Annotated in this window: 21 protein-coding genes; 6 read left to right on the top strand and 15 right to left on the bottom strand. The window is 37.9% G+C overall.

Annotated features, from left to right (window positions below; genetic code table 11):
• Position 1: 1 nt before the first annotated feature.
• Positions 2–1531, bottom strand: coding sequence for a glycoside hydrolase family 10 protein (locus ACXZ1K_RS04295; RefSeq protein WP_458972144.1), 1530 nt, complete (start codon positions 1529–1531; stop codon positions 2–4).
• A 181-nt stretch (positions 1532–1712) separates the two neighbouring features.
• Between ACXZ1K_RS04295 and ACXZ1K_RS04290 the strand changes: the two genes are divergently transcribed.
• Positions 1713–2621 (top strand): hypothetical protein, encoded by a 909-nt coding sequence (locus ACXZ1K_RS04290; RefSeq protein WP_458972143.1) that lies wholly within the window; start codon positions 1713–1715, stop codon positions 2619–2621.
• Here ACXZ1K_RS04290 and ACXZ1K_RS04285 read toward each other — a convergent pair.
• Genes ACXZ1K_RS04285 through ACXZ1K_RS04270 form a run of 4 tightly spaced genes read right to left on the bottom strand, consistent with a single transcriptional unit; the run spans position 2613 to position 8357 of the window.
• Complete coding sequence (locus ACXZ1K_RS04285) at positions 2613–6332, bottom strand: sensor histidine kinase (protein ID WP_458972142.1); 3720 nt, start codon at positions 6330–6332, stop codon at positions 2613–2615. The genes ACXZ1K_RS04290 and ACXZ1K_RS04285 overlap by 9 nt on opposite strands.
• A gap of 32 nt (positions 6333–6364) precedes the next feature.
• The gene (gene fabD / locus ACXZ1K_RS04280) at positions 6365–7246 is read right to left on the bottom strand and encodes an ACP S-malonyltransferase (protein ID WP_458972141.1); all 882 of its coding nucleotides are present in this window, start codon (positions 7244–7246) and stop codon (positions 6365–6367) included.
• 60 nt (positions 7247–7306) lie between these two features.
• Positions 7307–7936, bottom strand: coding sequence for a GTP cyclohydrolase I FolE (gene folE, locus ACXZ1K_RS04275; protein WP_458972140.1), 630 nt, complete (start codon positions 7934–7936; stop codon positions 7307–7309).
• Between the two features lie 10 nt (positions 7937–7946).
• On the bottom strand, positions 7947–8357 hold the full coding sequence (locus tag ACXZ1K_RS04270) for a 6-pyruvoyl trahydropterin synthase family protein (RefSeq protein WP_458972139.1): 411 nt from the start codon (positions 8355–8357) through the stop codon (positions 7947–7949).
• 68 nt (positions 8358–8425) lie between these two features.
• On the opposite strand from ACXZ1K_RS04270, the gene mqnB reads away from it, so the two are divergent.
• Both mqnB and ACXZ1K_RS04260 read left to right on the top strand, forming a co-directional pair.
• The gene (gene mqnB, locus ACXZ1K_RS04265; RefSeq protein ID WP_458972138.1) at positions 8426–9058 is read left to right on the top strand and encodes a futalosine hydrolase; all 633 of its coding nucleotides are present in this window, start codon (positions 8426–8428) and stop codon (positions 9056–9058) included.
• 34 nt (positions 9059–9092) lie between these two features.
• Entirely contained in the window at positions 9093–9938 is an 846-nt protein-coding gene (locus ACXZ1K_RS04260) for a menaquinone biosynthesis family protein (protein ID WP_458972137.1), read from the top strand.
• A 1-nt stretch (position 9939) separates the two neighbouring features.
• On the opposite strand, the gene ACXZ1K_RS04255 is transcribed toward ACXZ1K_RS04260, so the two are convergent.
• The 7 genes from ACXZ1K_RS04255 to ACXZ1K_RS04225 all read right to left on the bottom strand — a co-directional run bounded on the left by ACXZ1K_RS04255 (position 9940) and on the right by ACXZ1K_RS04225 (position 15786).
• On the bottom strand, positions 9940–10317 hold the full coding sequence (locus tag ACXZ1K_RS04255) for a hypothetical protein (RefSeq protein ID WP_458972136.1): 378 nt from the start codon (positions 10315–10317) through the stop codon (positions 9940–9942).
• Between the two features lie 4 nt (positions 10318–10321).
• Positions 10322–11554, bottom strand: coding sequence for an ABC transporter permease (locus tag ACXZ1K_RS04250; RefSeq protein ID WP_458972135.1), 1233 nt, complete (start codon positions 11552–11554; stop codon positions 10322–10324).
• An 11-nt stretch (positions 11555–11565) separates the two neighbouring features.
• Complete coding sequence (locus ACXZ1K_RS04245) at positions 11566–12204, bottom strand: MBL fold metallo-hydrolase (protein ID WP_458972134.1); 639 nt, start codon at positions 12202–12204, stop codon at positions 11566–11568.
• A gap of 11 nt (positions 12205–12215) precedes the next feature.
• On the bottom strand, positions 12216–12797 hold the full coding sequence (gldD, locus tag ACXZ1K_RS04240; protein ID WP_458972133.1) for a gliding motility lipoprotein GldD: 582 nt from the start codon (positions 12795–12797) through the stop codon (positions 12216–12218).
• Entirely contained in the window at positions 12798–13541 is a 744-nt protein-coding gene (locus tag ACXZ1K_RS04235) for a shikimate dehydrogenase family protein (RefSeq protein ID WP_458972132.1), read from the bottom strand.
• Between the two features lie 5 nt (positions 13542–13546).
• Positions 13547–14317: a phosphosulfolactate synthase gene (locus ACXZ1K_RS04230; RefSeq protein ID WP_458972131.1), complete on the bottom strand. Its 771-nt coding sequence runs from the start codon at positions 14315–14317 to the stop codon at positions 13547–13549.
• A gap of 65 nt (positions 14318–14382) precedes the next feature.
• Positions 14383–15786, bottom strand: a complete 1404-nt coding sequence (locus tag ACXZ1K_RS04225) for a tetratricopeptide repeat protein (protein ID WP_458972130.1) — start codon at positions 15784–15786, stop codon at positions 14383–14385.
• A gap of 237 nt (positions 15787–16023) precedes the next feature.
• Here ACXZ1K_RS04225 and amaB point away from each other — a divergent pair, with 237 nt between their 5' ends.
• Positions 16024–17565, top strand: a complete 1542-nt coding sequence (gene amaB, locus ACXZ1K_RS04220; RefSeq protein ID WP_458972129.1) for an L-piperidine-6-carboxylate dehydrogenase — start codon at positions 16024–16026, stop codon at positions 17563–17565.
• A gap of 114 nt (positions 17566–17679) precedes the next feature.
• Positions 17680–20577 (top strand): DEAD/DEAH box helicase, encoded by a 2898-nt coding sequence (locus ACXZ1K_RS04215; protein ID WP_458972128.1) that lies wholly within the window; start codon positions 17680–17682, stop codon positions 20575–20577.
• Here the strand turns inward: ACXZ1K_RS04215 and aat are convergent.
• On the bottom strand, positions 20574–21206 hold the full coding sequence (aat, locus tag ACXZ1K_RS04210) for a leucyl/phenylalanyl-tRNA--protein transferase (RefSeq protein ID WP_458972127.1): 633 nt from the start codon (positions 21204–21206) through the stop codon (positions 20574–20576). The two genes, ACXZ1K_RS04215 and aat, sit on opposite strands and share 4 nt — an antisense overlap.
• 14 nt (positions 21207–21220) lie before the next feature.
• Positions 21221–22198: an App1 family protein gene (locus ACXZ1K_RS04205; RefSeq protein ID WP_458972126.1), complete on the bottom strand. Its 978-nt coding sequence runs from the start codon at positions 22196–22198 to the stop codon at positions 21221–21223.
• 54 nt (positions 22199–22252) lie between these two features.
• Here ACXZ1K_RS04205 and ACXZ1K_RS04200 point away from each other — a divergent pair, with 54 nt between their 5' ends.
• Positions 22253–23128 carry a diacylglycerol/lipid kinase family protein gene (locus tag ACXZ1K_RS04200; protein WP_458972125.1) on the top strand — a complete coding sequence of 292 codons (876 nt, stop codon included), beginning with the start codon at positions 22253–22255 and terminating at the stop codon, positions 23126–23128.
• Between the two features lie 2 nt (positions 23129–23130).
• Here the strand turns inward: ACXZ1K_RS04200 and ACXZ1K_RS04195 are convergent, their stop codons facing one another.
• Entirely contained in the window at positions 23131–23775 is a 645-nt protein-coding gene (locus ACXZ1K_RS04195; protein WP_458972124.1) for a TonB family protein, read from the bottom strand.
• Positions 23776–23791 lie beyond the last annotated feature (16 nt).

The following is a 23791-nucleotide window of genomic DNA, read 5'->3' as shown; positions in this document are numbered from 1 at the left end:
CTTATCTAAGTATACCAACAGGGCCACTTGGCTCACTTTCATTTTTAAGCCTGTCAAGAGCTGTAACCAAATAGTTGTAGCGCTTTCCTTTCTCAGTATCGGTATCAATGAAAGAATTGAATTCTTCGTAGCTGATCTTAAGGATATTTTTTGGATTAAGGATACTAACCTCCTCTCCTTCTTGAAATCTATAAATAACATATCCTGAAGCAGTTTCTCCATCTTTAGCCTTAAATGGCCTGAGCCACTTTAAATGTACTCCGTCGCCTAATGCCTCTGCCGACAATTGTTGGGGTGGATTAGGCAAGATGTCGTCTAACCAGGGCATTTGCGGTGGAAGGGCGGGATAGATATACAAGTCATTTTTTAGTGAATCTCCGACTGCGCGAGCTACATTGGTAAACGATTTAGAACTAAAGAATACACTTCCCTGTACACGGGTATTCTTTCTAATATACCTTATTTGTTCGGGAATCTGGTTTGGTATACTCCAGGCAGCTTCAGACCGTTGGTTAACTAAATAAGCCGCCTGCCCAATGTAAAGATGCCTGCCAAAGGTATTATTGCTCCACCAATCAACCAGTGTAGCGAATGGTGCAACTTTTCTGGTAAAGCTAAAATAGATTTGTGGATTTATATAGTCTACCCAACCCTCCTGAACCCATTTTCTGGAATCTGCAAAAAGTTCTGCATAATTTGATAATCCAGCTGTTGCAGACCCCAAGGTATCTTCAGAACTGTTTCGCCAAATACCAAATGGGCTAATTCCGAACTTCACATAGTTCTTGTAAAAATGGATACTATCATCCAATTGCTTGATCAGGGTATTGACATTGTTCCTTCTCCAGTCGCCAATATCTGTGAAACCCTGTCCATATTTCGCAAAAGTCGATGCATCATTTATGCGCTGACCTTCCACCTTGTAAGGATAAAAGTAATCATCAAAATGGATTCCATCTACATCATAGCCCTTCACTACATCTAAAATTACCTGAATGATGTATTCACGAACTTCCGGTATGCCTGGGTCAAATTGCTTTTTCCCTGCATAAGTAAAAAACAAATCAGGCCGCTTCCTGGTCATGTGTGTCTCGTGCATTACTGCACCCGGTCCCATGGACGCTCGATAAGGATTAAACCAAGCATGCAACTCCATTCCCCTGAAATGGGCTTCCTTGATTGCAAACTCTAATGGATCGTAACCAGGAGCTGGCGATAAACCTTGCTTCCCCATTAACCACTGGCTCCAGGGCTCACGGGATTTAGCATAAAAGGCATCAGCAGCTGGCCTAACTTGCAACATAATGGCATTTATTCCATTTGCTTTATGTCGTTCTAACAAGCCAATTAGCTCTTGCTTTTGCGCATCAACAGTTAAGCCTGGCTTTGAAGGCCAATCAATATTAGAAACTGTGGCGACCCAAACGCCCCTAAACTCTCTTTTTGGAGCAATTTTTGACGTGTTTTGTGAAAACAGACTTAAAGGGGATACCAGAAATAATAAAAGCCCGCAGATGCTGGTTTTAAGCATTTTTTAATGTTGTGTGTTATAGAAAATAAAGTTTCATTTGTGTTGTTTGGAGTGCGTTACTACTGCCAACCTAAGCAAGTAAACGATTTTTTTTAATGTCTCATATAAAAAACTTGTTTTTTTTACCTTTTAACTATTTTTTATTTATGTTCGCTTCCACCTAATCTGATAGAAGTTAAAAATGGCCGACAAAACCGATTTAGTAAACAAAGGAGACCGCAATAAGATTTATTTTCTTGTGATTGTGATTGCCGCGTTACTAGGTACCAATGCTTACCTTTTTTTTAAAGACAAACATGAAAGTCAGCGTTTTGTTAGTGTAAATCTTGAAAAAGATCGGCTTAAACTGGAAGTAGAGAAAATAGAGGCTGAACTTGATAAAGTCAATACAATTAATGTTGCCTTAAGTGATAAGTTAATTACTGAGCAAAGACTTGCCAGGGAAAAAATTGCGGAATTAAAACTTGCTCTTGAAAAAGGTTCCTTAACTGAAAAGGACCTGTCCGATGCGCAACAACAGATAAGGGAACTGCGAGAATTTCTCCAGCGTTACAATGAAGACCTACTCAAACTTAAGAAAGAGAATTCTCACTTAAAAACAGAAATGGACAGTCTGGAATCCTTTGCGTTAACTGCTAAACTGGAAGCCGAAGCATTGGCCAAACGAAACGCAGAACTGAGTGCAAAAGTTAAAACCAGCGCTGCACTTAAGGCATCCAACATTTTCGTAACGGCTTATCGGGTAAAGAGCAGCGGAAAAAGCATTGAAGTAACTAAGGCTTCTACGGCTAAAAAGCTAACTGTTACCTTTGAAATTGTACCCAATCAGCTTGCAGCGAAAGATTATCACAAAATATACCTGAGAATTTTTAATCCTTCGGGAAATTTAGTAGCAGACGAGAACAACATGTTTGAGGCTGATGGACAGGAAATGCAGTTTACCAGTTCAACTTCCATTTCTTTCAACGACGACAACACATCTTATAAAATGGATTGGGTTAATCCTAATGAGTTTGTTAAAGGAACATATGATGTAATTCTCTATGCTGACGGCTATACCATGGGTAGGGCGTCTATTGTACTAAGATAGAGGGAAAGACAGATAGAATGTAGTACCTACATTTTCCACCGATTTAAATACAACCGCACCGCCTGCATTTTCTACAGCCTGTTTTACGAATGCCAGTCCGAGCCCCGTACCTGAAGACTTTGTAGTAAAGTTCGGCACAAAGATCTTTTCCTGCAGCGAAATATCAATACCTTTCCCATTATCCTCTATCTCTATATAAACTTGCTCTTCATCGTTACTAATGAGTATCTTAATCAAGCACTTCTTAGTATCTAGAGATGCTTCGATAGCATTTTTCAAAAGGTTGTTGAATGTTCTTAGAAGCTGATCTTTATCTCCCAAAATACTAATCTCAGTAGTAGTGTGGTTTAATATATAGATTTCAACTGAATCGCTATTTGTGAAGACATTTCTTGCCTGGCTAATTATTGGAAGCAATTGTAACTTCTCCAATTTGGTATCAGGCATCTTCGCGAAGTTGGAAAATTCCGAAGCAATGGTAGATAAGCTATCAATTTGTTCAATGAAAGATTTACTAAATCTTTCAAACTTTGCTTCAAAATTTGGATCCTTCTCTTTCCATGACTTTTCAAGAAGTTGCACACCTAACTTAAGTGGTGTCAGTGGGTTTTTAATTTCATGCGCAACTTGTTTGGCCATTTCACGCCAAGCACTCTCCCGCTCTGAACGGGCTAATCTGATCGCACTTTCCTCAAGGGCTGCTATCATTTTATTATATTCCCGTATCAATGAGCCGATCTCATCATGTCGCGACCATAAAATTGGTTGATTCTTCTGACCTAATTTTGTTTTCTTAATGCTTTCTTGAATAAAAGTAAGCGGACTGGTGATCTGATTAGCAAGAAACACTGCCAATATTCCTATACCGACAAATACCAATGCGTAAATATTGATCAGTGTATTGATAAAAATTCCAATCTTACTCCTATAATCTGCTTCGTTAGCATAATAAGGCACGCTGATATATGCGATTGTTTGATTCTGTGCATTACGGATTGGGGCATATGCAGCTGAATAAGTAAAAGTTCCGATTCTTTCCATCGAATTGATGTAGTCCGATTTCTGCAGTTTGCTCAAATTAATAAATGCCACCGGGCCCATCCTCCTATTAATTATACCAAGATCAAACATTTTTGGAAGAGATGTGTAAATTAATGCCCCACTGATATCAAACAGGTTTAGATAAGCAGCATTGATGTCAGCAAACTGGTTAAAATCATTAATTGACTTGTCAGTTACCGCTGGAATACCGCCAACTGAAATTTGTCTCTCGTACGACTGCTGAACTTTGCGTACCTTATCCTTTATGAAGTCATCTTGCTGAATTCGATATTCTTTGCTGATATAGAAATAAGTTGCCCACCCCACTATGAGCAGTGTAGCAACTACAGAAAGAATTATAGAAAACTGTATCCTGGTTTTATATAATATTTTATTTGCATTAATCATTAAAGAGCGGTTAATGTTAAACCAGCCGCCCCAGCTTTCATCTATGTTTTTTAATAACCAGATCAATATATAGAGGATCGCTGAAAAAATAATAAACACCAAAAAGAAGAATGACAATGTAGCCAGCAACATAATACTGCTAACTCTTTCTTTGCTGATGACTACAATTTTTGACTTTACAGGGGAATAAACTAAATGAGAGTAGTTAGAAGTATCATTAGTGAAATATGTTTTAAGTGATCTCTTTGCAAACTCCGCAGAGGACACTTTATAAGTAAATTTGCCCGACTGGCTTTCCAGTTTATCATCCTTATAAAAGGCTATTGAGTAATTGTTGTAATCTTTGTCATTCTTGATCAATTTGTCCACTAAAATCTCAGGCAGTTGACCTCTGTAATTATAGGCTTGAGATTTCAACTCGACAACCAATGTACCCAGCAACCTATTCCTGCTATACAGGGGAATGATCCCAAAGTAGTTCTGATAGCCAAATGTGTCGTTTAAACGGTAAAAGAAGTTGGATTCAGGTAGTTTTATTGAACCAGATTGAACCAGTTTCTTGAAATAATTTAACGGTAGTGTTTCCTGAACGGCAATTGGAGAATCTAAACTATTATAAACAAAGATGTTGTACTCAAAACGTGGAAGATAGTCGTCAAGATACTGTTTATCGATGTTTTTCTTCAGTTCAAGAATACTATTTAACGCTGGCTGCCTGAAATAATTAAGAACGAAGTTATTAGAAAGGATACCGTTTTCAAGATTTTCAATTGTACTGACAACTGCAATATCATCAGGCGCTACAAGTTTTTGAGCAAGTGCAATCCTATTACCTTTCTCTTTATCATCTATGAATTCCTGGTATTTAAGTGAAGAAATGGATGCAAGGCAAAAAAACAAGGCTGCGAATACGGTTACAGAGAATCTATTCTCTCTTACATAAAAATTCCAACCAATAATAAATATAAAAAGAGCGTAAAGCACGAAAAACAAGCTTAATCCAGCTTGCAGACTAAAAATAAAGTACGCGAAAAAAGCCGCAAAAAATAGTAAGATGCGCTCCCTATTGGTTACATTTAACTGCAGTGTTAACTGCATAAATACACTCGCTATGATATAAATGTTAAACCAAACCAGGCATAAAATAATGATGCTGATCCAGCTGATCCAACCGAGGTCAATGATGTTTGTAATGTCAAAATTGATCTTGGAGTTCTCAATTAATCCAAGAAAGACGTTATTAAAAATGAATGCGAGTATACCAAAGAGAATTAACAGGACAAATTGAAATACAAGGCCTGCTATCTTACTTCTAGAAAGCCATGATGGTAATTTATACCTGTCGCTATAGGTGTAAATGAAAAGAACCACCCAGGATAATGCGATTACATTCAGCAAGAAATCTCCAAGGGAAGGCAAAAAAAAGCTTTCGGCATATACACTGGGATTAAAAATGGACAATTCAAACTGCCTGTTGAACCAACCATATTCAAGATCGGTTATCCTTATCGTTAAAAAGAATAAGGCAATCAAAATAGTGCCAGGAATTAAATCTCCCCGCTTCGCAAGCCATGAACAGAAAGAATTAAAAAAAAGGCAAAAACTGAAAAGTCCAATTGCCCACAGCCAGATCTCAATGCTTGCGTAAATACTTTTGGAATAGCCTTGTTTTAGCTTGACCTCAAAAAGTAGCTTGCCATTAAGATTTGAGATTGGGTACACGTCATAATCAGAAAAAGTCGCCCTTGCAAGCGATTGTTTATCCGAGAGGTAACTAGAAATTTCATTTTCGAGATACTGATTCTGTATGCTGTATTGATTTTCTACCTGTATGAGGAAGAAAATGGTGACCTCATCAAGAGATTTCTTAACCACCTCATACCAGCCATTGGAAAATTGCAGGAAAGAAGACCCTTCTTTTATGAGCTCCGGATTAGAAGGAATTGCTTTTATTGAACTCCAAAATTTTAACTCATCCCCTTCATAAGTAAGCAGATTTATTCCTTGCTCCCTATAGGTTAAAATAAAATTCCTTCCTAACTCTTCATCTTTATAAAACCGCTTAATTCTTGCTAATTCATTTTTATCAGATAAGAACCGGTTTACAATCAGCTCCTTTTTAGTTAAGCTCTCCTGTAACTGAGCACCTTCATGATCCAGAAGTTCTTTTTTTGTGATAGAGTGTCTTAAAGAAATAGCCGTGATAATGCAGCAGGCACCTAATATCAACAACAGAAATCTTATTTTGCCTCCTATACTCACATTAATAATTTTTAAGTTACTTGTGCACTACATTATACTATTGCTGCTGAAGATGTAGTTAATGTTCTGTTAACCTTTTTTACTAAACCTTGTAAAACATTACCCGGACCAACTTCAATAAATTCAGTTGCACCGTCTGCAATCATTTGCTCCACATCTTGAGTCCATCGCACCGCCCCTGTAAGCTGTGTTATTAAGTTCTCTTTAATTTTTTCAGGACTTGTATTGGCCTTTGGAAAGACATTTTGATATATTGGACAAACAGGAGATAAAACAGTGATTTTATCAATCGCTTCTTTCAATTCCAACCTGGCGGGCTCCATCAAAGGTGAATGGAACGCGCCACCAACGTTCAATTTTAGTGCACGCTTTGCTCCAGCTGCTGTTAACTTTTCACAGGCAATATCAATTCCTGAGATACTTCCGGAAATTACAACTTGACCAGGACAATTATAATTTGCCGCCACAACTACATCATTAATCTCACTACAAATATTTTCTACAACTTCATCCGCAAGACCAAGAATGGCTGCCATTGTAGAGGGTTCAAGTTCACATGCTTTTTGCATTGCGTTTGCGCGCGTAATCACAAGACGTAAACCATCTTCAAATGTTAGCGCTGAAGTTGCTACCAATGCAGAAAATTCACCTAGAGAATGGCCAGCAACCATGTCTGGTTTAAAGTCTTCACCCAGTACTTTAGCTAAAATAACAGAATGAAGGAATATGGCGGGCTGAGTTACCTTAGTTTGCTTAAGTTCCTCTTCAGTTCCGGAAAACATAATATCACTTATGCGGAAGCCTATAATTTCGTTTGCCTTTTCAAAAAGATCTTTAGCTATAGGGTTCTCGTATAGCTCTCTTCCCATGCCCGAAAACTGAGCACCTTGTCCTGGAAATATATATGCTTTCATTGTTGTCATTAAATTAAATTAAATTGTTGAGTAGTTTCTTTCTTAGTTGTAATTACAATACTAATGAAGGTTCGCGGTGATTAACCTTAAAAATTCTGCCCTTGTTTTATCTTTTGCAAATTCCCCTGTAAATGCTGAGGTTGTTGTTACAGAATTTTGTTTCTGGATTCCCCGCATTGCCATACACAGGTGTTTACATTCAATCACAACGGCTACACCAGCAGGCATTAATGTATCTTGAATGCAGTCTCTAATTTCATTTGTTAACCGCTCCTGGACTTGCAAACGGCGAGCGAAAGCATCTACGATGCGAGGTATTTTGCTTAATCCTACGATATGCCCGTTAGGGATGTAAGCGATATGCGCTTTTCCAAAAAAAGGCAGCATATGGTGTTCGCACATTGAAAATACTTCTATGTCTTTTACCACTACCATTTGGCTATAATCTTCTTTAAACATCGCGCTTTTAAGTATCTCGGCAGGATTGAGATCGTAACCATGGGTTAGGTATTGAAGTGCTTTCGCAACCCTTTCAGGCGTTTTCAGTAAACCCTCCCGTTCTGGATTTTCACCCAACTGAACTAAAATATCTTTATAATGATGAGCTACGGACTCTATTTTAACCTGATTATACCGGTCTATTTTAATATAGCCGTTCCCTTCATCATCCAAATGTTCTATATGATTCATATGTGTAATGCTAACCGAAATATTCTACAAAATTGTTCTCAGTTTCATAGATCTTAATGGAATGTAATTGAGCACCAGATTCATTAATCAGATCAACCAACTGCTCCCAAATAGCGATTGCCAAATTTTCGGTTGATGCCAATTTACCTTGCATGAAATCTACGTCAAGATTTAGATTTCTGTGGTCAATTTTATCTACGACATAGGTATTGGTAATATCTTTCAGCCATTTTAGATCAACCAAGAAACCGGTTTCAGGATTAACTTCACCTTTTACAGTAACATACAGTTGGTAGTTATGTCCATGCCAATTTGGATTAGCGCATTTACCATAAACTGCCGTATTTTCATCTTCCGTCCAGTCTGGCCTTGATAATTTATGGGCGGCATTGAATGATGCCTTTCTCGTTATATATATCATTGCAGGTTATAATATTGGCAAACTTAGATAAAAGTTTGCTAAATTCATGCCCCAAAGGCAAGCCCTAAATGAAAATCCTCATAGTTGTAGCCACAAGGCAGGAATTATCGCCACTCATAGAATACTTCCATTTGCCTGAAGGTGAATTTTTACAATCAGATGCCTTTGACATACTCGTTACTGGAGTTGGTATTGCCGCAACGGCATATGCGCTTGGCAGGTATCTGCATTTGAAATACGATCTGGTTTTGAATTTAGGTATTGCCGGAAGTTTCGACAGAAATATTCTATTAGGCAGTGTTGTAAATATAGTTAGTGATACATTCTCTGAGCTTGGGGCAGAAGATGGAGAGGCATTTATTTCAATAGATGAACTTGGCTTTGGGAGAAGCCAATTTACATCACAGCATAGTTCAACACTACACTCCATCTCTGATTTACAGAAGTGCAATGGAATCACCGTCAATACCGTACATGGTAATGACCTCACAATCGAAAAGATCATCAAGAGTGTAAGGCCGACAACAGAAAGCATGGAAGGAGCAGCTGTACTCTACTGCTGTGAAAAGGCTGTTGTTCCATGCCTGCAAATTAGGGCAATATCTAATTATGTGGAAAGACGAAATAAGGATAATTGGCAAATTGGATTAGCAATTAAAAACCTGAATAATTGGGCAATTGGCTTTTTGACAAATACCTAACGTAGCGCCTTTATATTGTATTTACTTTTACATTATGAAACTTAGCTTAGGATTTTCTCCCTGCCCAAATGATACGTTTATTTTTGATGCCCTGATACATCATAAAATTGAAACTGAAGGATTAGAATTTGAGGTATCGTTTGATGATGTTGAAACGCTAAACAAAAAGGCTTTAAATACCCAATTAGATATTACTAAACTTAGTTTTCATGCTTACGCGTATGTTAATGAACAATATGCACTACTTGATGCAGGCAGCGCTCTTGGATTTGGCGTGGGTCCGTTGCTGATCTGTAAAGACGATCAATACCTTGCGGCAACAACTAATCTCGATGAAAAATTATTAGTAGGAATTCCCGGTAAATATACCACAGCCAATTTCTTACTGGGAATTGCCTACCCTAACCTTACTAATAAAAAAACATTATTATTTTCTGAAATAGAAACTGCACTGATCAATAATAATATCGATTTAGGCGTGATTATTCACGAAAACAGGTTTACTTACGAGGAAAAAGGACTTCATAAAGTAGTCGATCTGGGCAGTTATTGGGAAAAACTCACCGGATGTGCGATTCCTTTAGGGGGCATCGTTATAAACAGATCATTAGATTTTAAAGTGCAGCAAAAAGTTAACAGATTAATTAAAAAGTCTGTTGAATATGCATTTGCCAATCCAAAATCAGGTTTGGACTTCATCAAAAAACATGCACAGGAAATGAGCGAAGAAGTGATGTATAAACATATTGATCTCTATGTAAACAAGTATTCAATTGATTTGGGCCAAGAGGGAAAAAAAGCAATCGAAGTCTTGTTTAAGATCGCAGCGGAAAGAGGTATTATAAATCCACTAAAGAAGGCTCTGTTCTTAACTAGCTAAACTAATTGCAAGGGCCGTCCGGAATTTCTTTTGTAATCTTAAGAACTTTGGTTACCACCATAGTAGAATCAAAATCAGATGATACTATAGAACTGTCTGATTTAATTAAATGACATACAACCTCTATATATACGGGTTCGTAAGGCTTTTCAAAGTTAAAGTTACTATAAGCAAGCTCCAGCGTTTTCGCACTATCAGCAACCCAATATTCTTTACCCTCTTCACAATCGGTGAAAGACTTGATCTCAGGGCCAAAACTATAAAGTCCTTTGAATATCTTCGGCACATGTTTTTCCTCGTTTGCAGATTTCCGATCACAAGCAACAAGCATAGTAATAAATGATATGGCAAGGATTATCGATCTCGTGAAAAAGCTCATACTATTATAATTGTTGATTTAAATAATCAATTTTTTTAACACTCAAATTAGCTGACAAAGCTGATGCCACAAAAGAGAAAAGACTAACCGTTGAAAACACCAGCAGAAAATCTGTCCACTTGAAAGCAACAGGGTAAGCATTAGAAATCATCAGGTTCTCTTGAGACATCTTAACCATTCCAAATTTTTGCTGCAGAAGACAAAAAATGAAGCCGATTATTAAGCCAAACATACAGCCGGTCATGGTAATCATCATGCCTTCAAATAAAAAAATCTTTCTGATAAGTGACTTTCCCGCCCCCAAACTACTGAGAATAGCTATGTCTTTTAATTTATCAATCACCAGCATGGTCAAAGAGCCAATGATATTAAATATAGCGATAATTAATATGAATGTTAAAATAATATACACGGCCCATTTCTCACTTCCAAGAATATTATAGAGCACTTTATTTTGCTGAATTCTGTCTTTTACTTCAAACTTGTTTCCAATTTTAGCTTCTATATCCTCTTTAAAATCTTCGGCATTAACACCCTGTTTAAGGTTTATCTCAATAGAAGAAATATTTATAGGCTCTCCAAGAAGTTCCCTGGCAAATTGGAGCTGGACAACGGCGATGTTATCAAAATCCTGCTGCACCTCAAATATTCCTGACACAGGCACTGAAAGTACAGTAAAATCATCTGCCGGATTGAGTGAATTTGAGGCTTTTCCTTTTTTCGGGGAGAAAATTTGAAGCTGATTGAAAGGATCAGTTATGTTGACCATAAGATACGTTTGGAGCGCCGATCCTAACACAGCATATGACCCTGAACTATTGTGTAATAAAAACCTTCCTTCAACGGTAATGCTGTCCAAACTTTTGTTTCTCAAGTATTCTTCACTCACACCTTTAACTAGTCCAACGGACTGTTTGTCATTATATCTTAACAGAGCGTTTTCAGATAAAACTTCCGAATACGAGTAAATAGCTGGATTCTTCTTCAAGCTTTTAAAATATGCAGAACCAGGATCAAAAGTTTTACCCTCTTTCGGCGATATTATGATCTCAGGGGTAATCGTATTAAACATTTTAAGCACTACCTCACCGAATCCATTAAATACCGATAAAATGATGATTAAGGCTGCGCTACCCACGAATACACCGACAACAGAAATTGTTGAAATAATATTAATTGCATTAGTAGACTTCTTTGCAAAAAGATACCTTCGGGCGATATAAAATGGCGTATTCAACGTCCTGCGCTTTATGTTAAGAATGGGTTGTGTAGTTTTTCAAATCCAATTGTAGTAGCCGGACCGTGGCCTGGGTAGACTTCACAGTCATCAGGTAATTTAAACAAGTTATTCTTTATACTATTTATTAATTGGGCATGATTTCCTCCAGGGAGATCAGTGCGTCCTATACTATTGTAAAAGAGAACGTCTCCACCAATTAAAAAGTTATCATCTTTAGCATAAAAGCATAGGTGAGCAGGAGAATGGCCCGGTGCGAAAACAAGTTCTAAAGTACTTTTACCGAACGATACGTATCCGGTTTCAGGCAGAAAAACTTCTGGTTCAGGAGATAAATCATATCTAAGGCCCATAGCTGGCAAATAACTAGCAATAGCTTGTAATACAACAAGCTCGCCCTTATGAAACTGTGGTTTCAAACCCCAATTATCAAATACAAACTTGTTTCCAAAAACATGATCGTAATGACAATGTGTATTAAGTAGCAGAACAGGAGTCAACTTCTCAAGCTTTATAAAGTTTACCAACTCATTTTGCTCCTCCCCGTCGTACATTCCAGGATCGATAATTACGCATTGGTTCGTCTCATCGTATAAAACATAGGTGTTTTCACCTATGGGGTTGAATGTAAACTTCTTGATTTTGATCATAATAATTAGTGTTAATTATGCCATCTAAAGGTCTCGATCATTTTGTCAATATCTTTTTTGATAAATGTGACCACTGGTTGAATTGAATCATATTGAGGGCGCTCATTAAAATACAAAGCACCTCTAAAATAATGTTTAACGCTATCAGTTAAAAAAAACTGGACAGAAGATGCCGTATTACCTTCAATAGCATAATATATGCCGTAAACCTTCTTTTCTGGATAGTTGATTAGTTTTTGATCAATTGCATTGGCTTTAACAGTATGCTTAAAAGCGAAGGTTCTTGCGTCTTCGACCAGTCCTTCGTACTCTTCCTTATTAAGCACATCATAATAAGTTAGGTGCAGCCTCCCATTAAATTGCTTAAAATATAAGTTGTACCAGCAGTTGCCCGATTTTCCGGACGGCTCAGGTACCATCTCTGCATAAATGGGATAATCAAATGAATAGGCACAACCCTTGTTGAACTCTTGATAAGCCTTTGTTGGAAAATCTATTTTATAAAAGCCACGAGGCTTTGGCGCATAGCTATCACCATTGCAGGAAAACAAAGCAAAGACAAGAAAAAAGAATACTGACCTTAGTTTACCCATCTACTGATTCCAAAGATACCATGATCTTTCTGCCTGGAGGTACAACATTTCCAAACCATTTTTAACTTTCGATCCATTGATCCTTGCTTTGTTTAGAAAGGTAGTTTCTTCAGGATTATAGACCAGATCATAAACCAAGTGGGCTGGACTCAATTTATCATAAGGAATCTCCGGACATGATACCACATCTGGCGACATCCCCAGAGGAGTAGTATTGATAATTATCGTATATTCTTTCATCATCTCTGAGGTAATGTCAGAATACAGAATTGATGCCTCCGAAGGCCTCCTTGCAACAATGATAAATGGTATCCCCAATTTATTCAGCACATATTTAACAGCTTTAGCCGCCCCGCCGTCGCCTAAGACAAGTGCCTTTTTATGATCAGATTCTAGAAGTGGCCTCAGAGATTCTTCGAATCCATAAGCGTCCGTGTTATATCCTTTAAGAGATGCAACCCCTGCTATCCGTTCTATCTTAATGCAATTCACCGCCCCAATAGCTTTAGCCGCGTCATCGACCTCATTCAAGACCGTTAATACCTCTAATTTGTATGGAATGGTCACATTTAATCCTTCCAGTTGCTTATCGCCATTGATCAAACTTTCAAACATTTGGAAATTCTCCAATGGATACAACTCATAGTCACAACCTGTTATCGATTCATTGTCAAATTTTGCAGCAAAAAATTTTTTAGAGAAAGAGTGAGATAAGGGGAAACCTATGAGTCCAAATTTTCTCATTGGAATTACTGGTTATTAAGATTCAGAAAATAGTCAAATGTATCACCCCTTAAACCTAATCTAATGGTTTCCAAAGGAATAACCTCAGCCGGAGCGATATTACCCAGATTCACATTTGTGCCTAATAATTTAATGAACCAAACCTGCTGTTCTTTTTGTGGTGCTTCCCAAATGATGGTTTCCTCTGGAATTTGCGTTAATATTTCATCTACCAGGCCTTCTCTAACCTCCCCGGAACCTCGATAGATTCCTACATTCCCACCTTCTCTGGCTTCTGCAATCACTTTCCAGGAACCAGCATCAAGCTCAGCCTGCATCAATTTAATCCATTTATAAGGAGCAAATATTTTTGCGGCATCTTTTGATCCAACCTCAGATATCACAGTGACATGTTTAGAAAGCTTTTGGATATACTCACACTTTAAATCGTGTTCGATAGTAATTGATCCATCAGAAACCTCAACATACTCCATTCCAAATTGTTCCAATACCCGGCAATAATCATCAAATTGATTTCTAATGATAAATGCCTCAAACAATGTTCCCCCAAAGTATGTTGGGATTCCTGCAGATTTATAAATGGAAAGTTTTTCTTTCAGCTTAGGTGTTACAAATGAAGTTGCCCATCCTAGTTTTACAATATCTGTATGAACGCCTGCAACATCTATAAAATCTTCCGTTTGCCTCAAACTTAGTCCTTTGTCCATTACCATGGTAATCCCTTTATTTCGGGGTTTTACAGGGCGCTCTGGTATATTATTTAATGGGTAATTCATATTAGTCACAAAGGTGAAAAAAATCAGACAGTTTTTACAAGTAATATTTAATAAACCGGTAGTTGTTATTTTATGAACCGACTAATTACTTCTAGTATAGACCCATTTTCCTGCAATTGCGGTAAGTATTCAAAAAGGATGTAATGTTTTTCCGGATCGATAGCCAGTGCAGTTTCAAGATAAATAAGTGCATCATTCTTTTGTCCGAGTGCAAATAAATAGGCTACCATGCGATAATACAACTCCGCTGCGTCTGGATTATTCTTGATCGCATCGGCAATTGTCTCAGATGCCTCGAGCAACTTACCTTGCTCATACAGTACAGTTGAAAAATCCAACCAGGCTTCAACATCTAATGGGTTATATTCTAATACTTTATAATATGCTTCTACTGATTCCTCAATCTGCCCAAGTTTATAATAGGCATCAGCCATTGCGAACCAAAAATCAGGATTTTCGTCATCCAGTCCTATAGCCTTTCTGTAAAAATGTAAGGATTCGAAAAAGCGCTCCTCAAAGTTTAAAGTTACCCCAATTCCAAACCAGGCATCAGCCATTTTGGGGTCCATTTTTACAGATTTCTTATAATAGGACCGCGCCTCATCCATTTTTTCAAGCTTCTCATAGCACTCTCCAATTGCACAATAAGTATCCGCATTTGGCTTCTCATACTCAAAAGTTTGCTTATAAACCTCTATTGCTTCTGCATAGCGATCTAACTGTACCAATGCATTGCCCTTGTTATAATAGGCAGACGCAAAATTATCCTTTATCAAAATGGCATAGTCATACGCGTCTATCGCTTTTTCAAAAAGATCAAGCTTATGGTAAGAATTAGCCAGATTATACCAGGCAGCATATGAATAAGGATCCTTATCGATATACTCTTCATAAAACTGAATACTCTCTTCTTGTTTATCTAAAATATCGTAACAAAAAGCAAGTTCATAAAGCCCGTCCTTATTTTCCATGTTAAGCTCCAGACTTTGTTTTATATAAATTATTGCGCTCTCGTAATCCAACATATTTTGGTAAACATATGCAATTTGAAGCAAGATCTCATCTGTGGTTTCAGCGAACTTTAAAGCAACTTGAAAATTGTCTAGCGCCTCAGAGTAACGCTCCAGGCTGTTGTAAATATTTCCTCTTAAGACATAGATTTCCGACTCGGATGCTTCTAAAAGTTCTGCTTTCTGTAATGCAAGAAACGAGCGCTCTAATTGATCGGTTACGAAATACAATTGGGCCTGCTTAACTAAGAAAACAGCAGCATAAGGATGCTGGTTTAAAGCATATTCAATCACCTGAAGTGCTTTTACAGGATCGTTCTTTTCAATGTAATAATCTATGATATTCTCGAAAGCCTGTGCATCAAAGAAATACTGATCCTGATTGCGTATCATTTCTTCATAACGTTCTACAGAACGTTGGGCATCGTCACTAAATTCAAAATAAAATTCCTCTTCCATATATCGAATGATTAAAGAACAGATCCCTGTTGACTATATCTTATAAGTTTACAATAATATTTGTAAAACTTTTCAAATAATTTTCCACATCCAAACAGCCTTACTTATAAATAACTGATAATAAATGATATCGGGGTCCTGGACTGAAATGTTTTACAAAATAACGTAACTTTAGCCTATCGTGGGTAATCTTAAGGTCACGAAAACCTGCGTCTGATCTCCCGATAATAATAACATATGCGCGACAATATCAAAAGTGTTCTGGAAAAACTGGGTATAAAAGACATCAACCCATCTTATAGTACAGGAAGTAAGTGGTCTAACTTACATAACGGAACCACCATCAATAGTCTTTCACCTGTAGATGCACTTTCTATAGCAATGGTAGAAGTAATTACTACACATGATTATCAGCATGTCATAGCAACTGCCAAGTCGGCTTCAATAATTTGGAGAAAACTACCAGCACCCAAACGGGGGGAGATTGTAAGGCAATTTGGCGACGCACTACGCAAAAATAAGCGCGATCTTGGAACACTGGTATCTTACGAAATGGGAAAGAGTTTGCAGGAGGGATTAGGTGAAGTCCAGGAGATGATTGACATATGTGATTTTGCAGTTGGTTTATCCAGGCAACTTTACGGTTTAAACATGCACTCTGAACGGCCAGAACATAGAATGTATGAGCAATGGCACCCTCTTGGAATTGTAGGCATCATATCAGCATTCAATTTTCCTGTAGCTGTCTGGAGCTGGAATGCTGCATTGGCATGGGTTTGTGGTAATGTTTGTGTTTGGAAACCATCAGAGAAAACTCCAATAACTGCAATCGCTTGTCAGCGTATCATTGCTAATGTACTTATCGCAAATGACATACCGGACGGAGTATCAAACTTAATCATTGGGGGTGCCGACATCGGAAAGATGTTGAGTGAAGACAGTAATATTCCTTTGATTTCGGCAACTGGATCTACAAAAATGGGAAAGGCTGTTAGTGTAGCCGTCGCCGGTCGACTTGGCAAATCGATCTTGGAACTGGGAGGAAACAATGCGATCATCATTTCTAAAGACGCAGATCTTGATATGGCAATTATTGGTGCCGTTTTCGGGGCAGTAGGGACCGCAGGACAGCGTTGTACAACAACAAGGAGGTTAATTATCCATGAAGACATCTATGATATATTTACTTCTAAATTGGTAAGCGCCTACGGTCAGTTAAGAATTGGTGACCCTTTAGACGAGACCAACCATATTGGACCGCTTATAGATATCGACGCTGTTCATAATTACTTAAGTTCAATAGAGAAATGTAAATCAGAAGGGGGAAATTTCCTTGCAGAGGGAGGTGTTTTAACAGGGCAAGCGTATCTTTCCGGATGCTATGTAAAACCATGTATCGCGGAAGTTGACAATCATTTTGAAATAGTCCAACAGGAAACCTTTGCGCCAATATTGTATCTTATCAAGTATAGCTCCCTGGATGAAGCCATCGCTCTGCAAAATGGAGTACCACAAGGGTTATCATCTTCAATAATGACGCTAAATCTTCGCGAAGCTGAACATTTCCTATCAGTCTCAGGCTCAGACTGCGGCATTGCCAATGTCAACATTGGTACCTCAGGAGCTGAAATTGGCGGCGCCTTTGGGGGAGAAAAAGAAACTGGAGGAGGAAGAGAGAGCGGATCTGATGCCTGGAAGGCCTATATGCGCAGACAAACAAATACCATAAATTTTGCAAATACATTGCCGCTTGCGCAAGGTATAAAATTTGATCTTTGACCAACACAAATAAATATTATGGAATAATGAGTATGTTTATTTGAAAGCATTCCAATTTGATGTATGTTTAAAGATTTTAAATACTTACAATCCGTTTGTTTTAATCTCTGATAAATGTTACGTGTAGATAGTACCAAACCTTGCAAAATTGTATATTCATTATGTAAGCATACGTATTTGGGCTATCTCATTGAACCTCATATTGTTCAATTAAATCCACAGGGCGATTTTTCATTAACCTATCAAAGACTATTTTCTCATACTGCCAGGGAATTTGCATCCCATCTAACAGAACAGGATTTCAAATTAATTAAGATACTTGATGAGACTGAGCAGGATTTCATCATAAAGAAATACTATAAAAAACCTGTTAGACCAGTAGAATTCTTTAGTAAGTTCTTTACAGATAAATTTTACGACAGCGTACGTCCTAAAATTGAAAAAAGACTATCAGAAGTACTGGAAGTATTGAAGACCAAAACATCTTTATACCTGACAGATAACGATGGCTGGCCCGCCGAGCGAAAGATAGACATTGCAACATCACCTTCTACTGTACTTTTCCATTTCAGGAGAAATGAGGAGGAAACCCGTTATTTTCCGACAATAAAATATCAGGACCTTCGTATAGATTTCATGTTTAAGGATGCTCAGATCATCAGTAACCAACCAGCCTGGCTACTTCTAAATGATATGATTTATTTTTTTGAGCAGGACATCGAAGGCAAAAAACTTTTACCTTTCTTAAATAAGCGCTTCATCACCATACCAAAAGCTACCGAAGAGACTTACTTTCAGAAATTTGTTGCCCCTTTGATTGAAAAATATCATGTTTACGCAGAGGGTTTTGAGATTAAAACCGCAAGATTTAATCCAATACCTGTTATCAAAGTAATATATGTAGAAAATGGCATTTCTCAGCTACAACTTTATTTTAAATATGGTGAACATGCATTCACTATGGGTAGCGAAAAAAAAATTACTGTCCGACTATTGAAAGATGGCGACAACTACACCTTCACCAGAATAAAGAGAGACTCAACTTTTGAAAAGTCTACCTTCAACCTACTGCTAGGAATGGGCTTAAAAAAAGTTAGCCCCTTATTTTATAATATGGAAGTAGTTACCCTTCATCAAGAAGAGGCCAATGCATACTCTATGATCAATTGGGTTAACGAACATATATTGACGCTTACGGAAAAAGGTTTTGAAATTGAAGCACCAACCGGATCCAAAAAGTTTCTATTCGCAACAAACAAGATAGATTTCGACGTTAAGGAAGACAATGACTGGTTTGACATAAATGCCATCGTTTATTTCGGCAATCATCCAATACCCTTTATCTCTTTAAAACAGCATATTTTAAACAAGAAAAGGGAGTTTACTTTGCCAGATGGATCGATAGCTATCATTCCTGAAAAATGGTTTACGCAATATGGCAGCTTGTTTAGCCTTGCTGATGTATCCAAAAACCTTCGTCTAAAAAAACACCACATCGGTTTAATTAATGAACTTGCAGAAGATGGTATTGCGAATGTTACCCTCAGCAGAAAGTTAGAGAAGTTAAACAACTTTGAAAACATCGCAGATATGCAAATGCCGGTAAATTTCAAAGGAGATCTGCGCAGTTATCAAAAGGCGGGTTACAACTGGTTTAGCTTTTTGAGAGAATATAACTTTGGCGGTTGCCTGGCAGATGATATGGGTTTAGGTAAAACCATTCAAACTCTGGCAATGCTCCAAAAGCTAAAGGAAGAAGATGAGCAGACATTAGCACACAGTACCTCATTAATAGTGATGCCCACTTCTTTAATTTACAACTGGCTAAATGAAGCAAAGAAATTCACTCCAAAGCTAAAAATCCATGCGCATACTGGTACTTCAAGAAACAAAGATGTAACTAAGTTTGCAAAATATGATATCATAATCACTACATATGGCATTACCAGAGTAGATGTAGAAATTTTAAAGAATTATTATTTCAACTACATCATTCTAGACGAAAGTCAGAACATAAAAAACCCTACGTCTAAGTCCTTTAAGGCTGTTAAAGTCCTCAAATCTAAAAATAAGCTGATATTGAGCGGTACGCCGGTAGAGAACTCAGTGAGTGACCTATGGACCCAGCTAACGTTCTTAAATCCAGGTCTTTTGGGTACCCAGTCATTCTTTAATGAAGAGTACGTACAGTCCATCGAAAAACGCAAAGATGAAGACAAAGCGAAAAAGCTGCAGGCCATCATCAAGCCTTTTGTTTTACGAAGAACAAAAGAACAAGTAGCCGCAGAGCTCCCTTCAAAAACCGAGCAGATATTTTATTGCACAATGAGCGAAGATCAGGCCGCTTCTTATGAGAAAACAAAATCAGCGTATCGAAACGATCTACTGAGCAGTATGGATGATGGATCGTTCAAGAAAAAACAAGTGCAATTACTTCAAGGGTTAACTGCCTTACGTCAGCTGGCAAACCATCCAATAATGATTGATGATGAATATGATTCGGATTCCGGGAAATTTGAAAACGTCATTCATACATTGGACAACGTACTTAAGGGAGGGCATAAAGTCCTTATTTTCTCACAATTCGTAAAGCATCTGGCCATCTTCAAAAAATACTTTGAGCGAGAGCGCATTCCATTTGCCTACTTAGACGGCTCAACAAAGAACCGTGGGGAAATCGTAGCGGATTTCCAAATGAACACCGATTTAAAAGTGTTTTTAATCTCCATTAAAGCCGGTGGTGTAGGCATCAACCTGACACAAGCTGACTATGTATTTATTTTAGATCCATGGTGGAATCCTGCCGTAGAGCAGCAGGCAATTGACAGAAGCCATCGTATTGGACAAGAAAAGAAAGTATTTATTTACAAGTTCATTGCTAAAGATACTGTGGAAGAAAAGATTCTGGCACTACAAAACAGAAAAAAAAGACTGGCAAGTTCTTTGATCACCACGGAAGAAAGTTTTATAAAATCCTTAAGCAAAGAGGATATCCAGGAGATCTTAAGCTAAACATTAAGCCATTCCATGTATTTAGTTCTTTCAATCATCGTCGCACCCAGACTCAATAGATGATCATTTGGGATTTGGCAGTCGATAAGTCCGTAATGCCTTGACATACACAGATTGATGAGTGCTGCTTTTGATGCATTGCTAACTAAACTAAACATACTTTCTCCACAAAATACCTTTCCTAAGATCACCCCATATAAGCCACCAACAAGCTTTTCATTCATCCATACTTCAACACTACCTGCGTATCCTTTCTCAAATAGGTCAATATAGGCTACTTGCATTTCTTGGGTAATCCACGTCCCAGGCTGATCTTTCCTTCCTATTTTTGCACAATTTAAAATCACGTCCTCGAAAGCTGTGTTGTATGTGACGCTGAACATTCCAGATTTAAGCACCTTATTCATACTCTTACTTACTTTAACATCTTTAGGGTAAATTACACAACGCTCGTGAGGGGAGTACCAGCAAATGGGATCTTCTTCACTAAACCAAGGGAATATGCCATTCTGATAAGCTAGAAGCAACCGCTCCAAACTTAAGTCACCACCAACGGCAAGCAGACCGTCGGGATCAGCCAATCTTGGATTAGGAAAAATAACTTGATCATCAGGCAATCTAAAAACCATTTACAATAATAAGACTATTGTGCGATCAGCCCAATACTTTTGGAGTGTTCTATCGCTTCTTTACTCGTGTCAAATAAACAAGTACTAATTTGCTGGCGACTGATCCTTTTTAAAAGCTCATTGGTGTCGAATTCCTTATCCTTCCTAACGTTTCTAATGTATACTGCAGCAATATTCTGGGGATATTTTTCTGCAATCGCAGTATAAATGGTAGGATCTCTCTGAGAGTTATCACCAAAGAAAACGAACTTCTGATTGGGAAATGCATCGAGGATTCGCATCACGCGGATCAATTTTCCTTCATGACCTGTCTTCCCTGTCTTAATCAAATCCTTCCATCGCTTTATCTGGTTTAGTAAAAAAGCTCCTTCGGGTAATCTGTTGAACCTGAAGGTTTCTACCAAATAGTCATATAAATTCCATTCGCTGCTGGAAACATAAAAAAAAGGATTTGGCTGATCGCTGTCAGTATGTGCATTTGCCAATAATTTGTAATGAGTGTACGCATCCTTGAAAGTCTTCCTTGTTCTTGGATTTTTAATGAACAGTTCTCTCAGTCTTTTACTAATCGTTGCAGAGTGAGAGACCATTATGGTGTCATCTATATCAGAAATGAAAGCATATTGAGTAATATGTGGAACGTAAATCTTTCCCTGACCTATTGCCAGTACGGAGCCGTCATCTGCAATGGCTTCTACCTGTACGCCATGCCAGCCAGCTTTAACCTCATTATTGGCTTTCCATTCAAATTTGAAGAATCCATCGTATTCTGTTCTATTGTAAACTTCCTGCCCATTAAAAGTTAGCCTAACTTTAACAAAAGGATAAGGCTTTAAGATAAAGAGTTTAAACAAGTGTACGATGTTTACAAAAAGACTATTGCTAAACTTCTGAGTTGTTTTGGCTTTAAACCTGAAAACATGCCCGTATACCACCAGGTTATTTGTATGCCCGTATCCGTGGTAAACTTTAACACTTGTAGATTTATTCATTACTTATCAAAACAGTGTACCATTAAACTTGTTTGTGTAATTAAATAATACACCATGTCCAACGCTGGCAAAACCCAGAACTTACTTTTTATTTTAAACCCAGGATCAGGCAACGGTCAGACAGATTTGAAAGAGGTTATTCAAAACCATCTCTCAAAAACGAGTCATATTTTTGAGATCTACACACTCCCAAAAAAATGCTCCATTCAAAAGCTAAAAGACAAAATAACCACAGCCAAAGCAGATAAAGTTATTGCGGTTGGAGGTGATGGCACCTTAAAGCTGGTAGCTGATTGCCTTTTAGGTACAGATACTCCTATCGGAATTATACCTGCCGGATCAGCTAATGGAATGGCTAAAGAGTTAGGGATTCCTTTAGAGCCTGCTTTAGCTTTGGAGGTATGTTTACAGGGAACACCAAAAAAAATTCATGCAGTAACTGTTAATGATGAATTGTGTATTCACCTCGCAGATATTGGCTTTAACGCATACTTGGTTAAAAAATTCGATAATCTTGGGCACAGAGGCATGTGGGGCTATACAAAAGCTGCATGGCAGGCACTGTGGAGCCACCATAAAATGGAAGTTGCCTTTAAAATCAAAAATAAAATGATCCGTTCTGAGGCGGCAATGGTAGTTATAGCCAATGCTACGATGTATGGTACAGGTGTAAAAATCAATCCCGATGGAAAGCTTGACGATCAGGTCTTTGAAGTGGTACTTGTCAAAAAGTATTCTGTAATGGAAATCTTGAAGCTAAAGTTCACAGAAATGAAGCTAAACCCAGAAAACATAGAGGTGTTTCAAACTACGGAACTGACCATTAAAACCAAGCACAAAGCACATTTTCAAGTAGATGGAGAGTATTTAGGCAAGGTAAACAAAGTCGACGCCACCATTATCAAAGCAGCAATTAGTGTTATTGTTTAACCTCACTTACAATATTTAGCCAATAACTCTTTAGAAAGGTCAGATCCCATATATTTGATAAATTTAAATTCTTCGCAGGCGCCCTGCAGATCGCCCTGCCTTATCTTTTGTTTACCATCTTGTAAACGCTGCAATAAATAACTATCATCGTAGCCCAACAAGGCTTTCAATTCCGAGGCTTTACTTTCAGTTATGCCTGGCTTTTTATTCATTTCTTTATCCCGATAATAATTTAATACCGCGTTCGTCAAATCGGTATTTGCCTTATACGCTTCAATGGCCGCCTTAACATCTTGAGGTGTACGCCCTTCGCAATCTGTAAGTTTAAAAGATATAGGCGCAATAACTACTAGAGTACTATCATGACCCTGAGGCACTGTCCACTTACCGCTGCTTAACCTAATTAATCGCAACGCTTCATCGTCGAGATCAGTTCCAATTCCTTTTCTCACCTCAGAATAGTATACCCTCCCTTTATTATTAAGCTTGAAGGCAATGGTAACTGTTCCGCTAATGCAATTGGATAGGGAATATTTAGGATAGATCTTATTGTTCTGGATGAAAGATTCCAGCCCACCTTTTAATGATGGCTGGGCATGGAGGTAAAATCCCGAAAATGTCAACAAAACAAAAAGAAGTCGTCTCATACTTAAATCTACGCAA

This window comes from Pedobacter jaeyakensis, from assembly GCF_054461315.1.
This window is presented reverse-complemented; position numbering and strand designations above follow the sequence as displayed.

Excerpts from the sequence above, each read along its gene's own strand:
- ACXZ1K_RS04295 (WP_458972144.1), bottom strand. The coding sequence starts at position 1,531 with ATGCTTAAAACCAGCATCTGCGGGCTTTTATTATTTCTGGTATCCCCT.
- ACXZ1K_RS04290 (WP_458972143.1), top strand. The coding sequence starts at position 1,713 with ATGGCCGACAAAACCGATTTAGTAAACAAAGGAGACCGCAATAAGATT.
- fabD (WP_458972141.1), bottom strand. The coding sequence starts at position 7,246 with ATGAAAGCATATATATTTCCAGGACAAGGTGCTCAGTTTTCGGGCATG.
- folE (WP_458972140.1), bottom strand. The coding sequence starts at position 7,936 with ATGAATCATATAGAACATTTGGATGATGAAGGGAACGGCTATATTAAA.
- ACXZ1K_RS04270 (WP_458972139.1), bottom strand. The coding sequence starts at position 8,357 with ATGATATATATAACGAGAAAGGCATCATTCAATGCCGCCCATAAATTA.
- mqnB (WP_458972138.1), top strand. The coding sequence starts at position 8,426 with ATGAAAATCCTCATAGTTGTAGCCACAAGGCAGGAATTATCGCCACTC.
- ACXZ1K_RS04260 (WP_458972137.1), top strand. The coding sequence starts at position 9,093 with ATGAAACTTAGCTTAGGATTTTCTCCCTGCCCAAATGATACGTTTATT.
- ACXZ1K_RS04255 (WP_458972136.1), bottom strand. The coding sequence starts at position 10,317 with ATGAGCTTTTTCACGAGATCGATAATCCTTGCCATATCATTTATTACT.
- ACXZ1K_RS04245 (WP_458972134.1), bottom strand. The coding sequence starts at position 12,204 with ATGATCAAAATCAAGAAGTTTACATTCAACCCCATAGGTGAAAACACC.
- gldD (WP_458972133.1), bottom strand. The coding sequence starts at position 12,797 with ATGGGTAAACTAAGGTCAGTATTCTTTTTTCTTGTCTTTGCTTTGTTT.
- ACXZ1K_RS04235 (WP_458972132.1), bottom strand. The coding sequence starts at position 13,541 with ATGAGAAAATTTGGACTCATAGGTTTCCCCTTATCTCACTCTTTCTCT.
- ACXZ1K_RS04230 (WP_458972131.1), bottom strand. The coding sequence starts at position 14,317 with ATGAATTACCCATTAAATAATATACCAGAGCGCCCTGTAAAACCCCGA.
- ACXZ1K_RS04225 (WP_458972130.1), bottom strand. The coding sequence starts at position 15,786 with ATGGAAGAGGAATTTTATTTTGAATTTAGTGACGATGCCCAACGTTCT.
- amaB (WP_458972129.1), top strand. The coding sequence starts at position 16,024 with ATGCGCGACAATATCAAAAGTGTTCTGGAAAAACTGGGTATAAAAGAC.
- ACXZ1K_RS04215 (WP_458972128.1), top strand. The coding sequence starts at position 17,680 with ATGTTACGTGTAGATAGTACCAAACCTTGCAAAATTGTATATTCATTA.
- aat (WP_458972127.1), bottom strand. The coding sequence starts at position 21,206 with ATGGTTTTTAGATTGCCTGATGATCAAGTTATTTTTCCTAATCCAAGA.
- ACXZ1K_RS04205 (WP_458972126.1), bottom strand. The coding sequence starts at position 22,198 with ATGAATAAATCTACAAGTGTTAAAGTTTACCACGGATACGGGCATACA.
- ACXZ1K_RS04200 (WP_458972125.1), top strand. The coding sequence starts at position 22,253 with ATGTCCAACGCTGGCAAAACCCAGAACTTACTTTTTATTTTAAACCCA.
- ACXZ1K_RS04195 (WP_458972124.1), bottom strand. The coding sequence starts at position 23,775 with ATGAGACGACTTCTTTTTGTTTTGTTGACATTTTCGGGATTTTACCTC.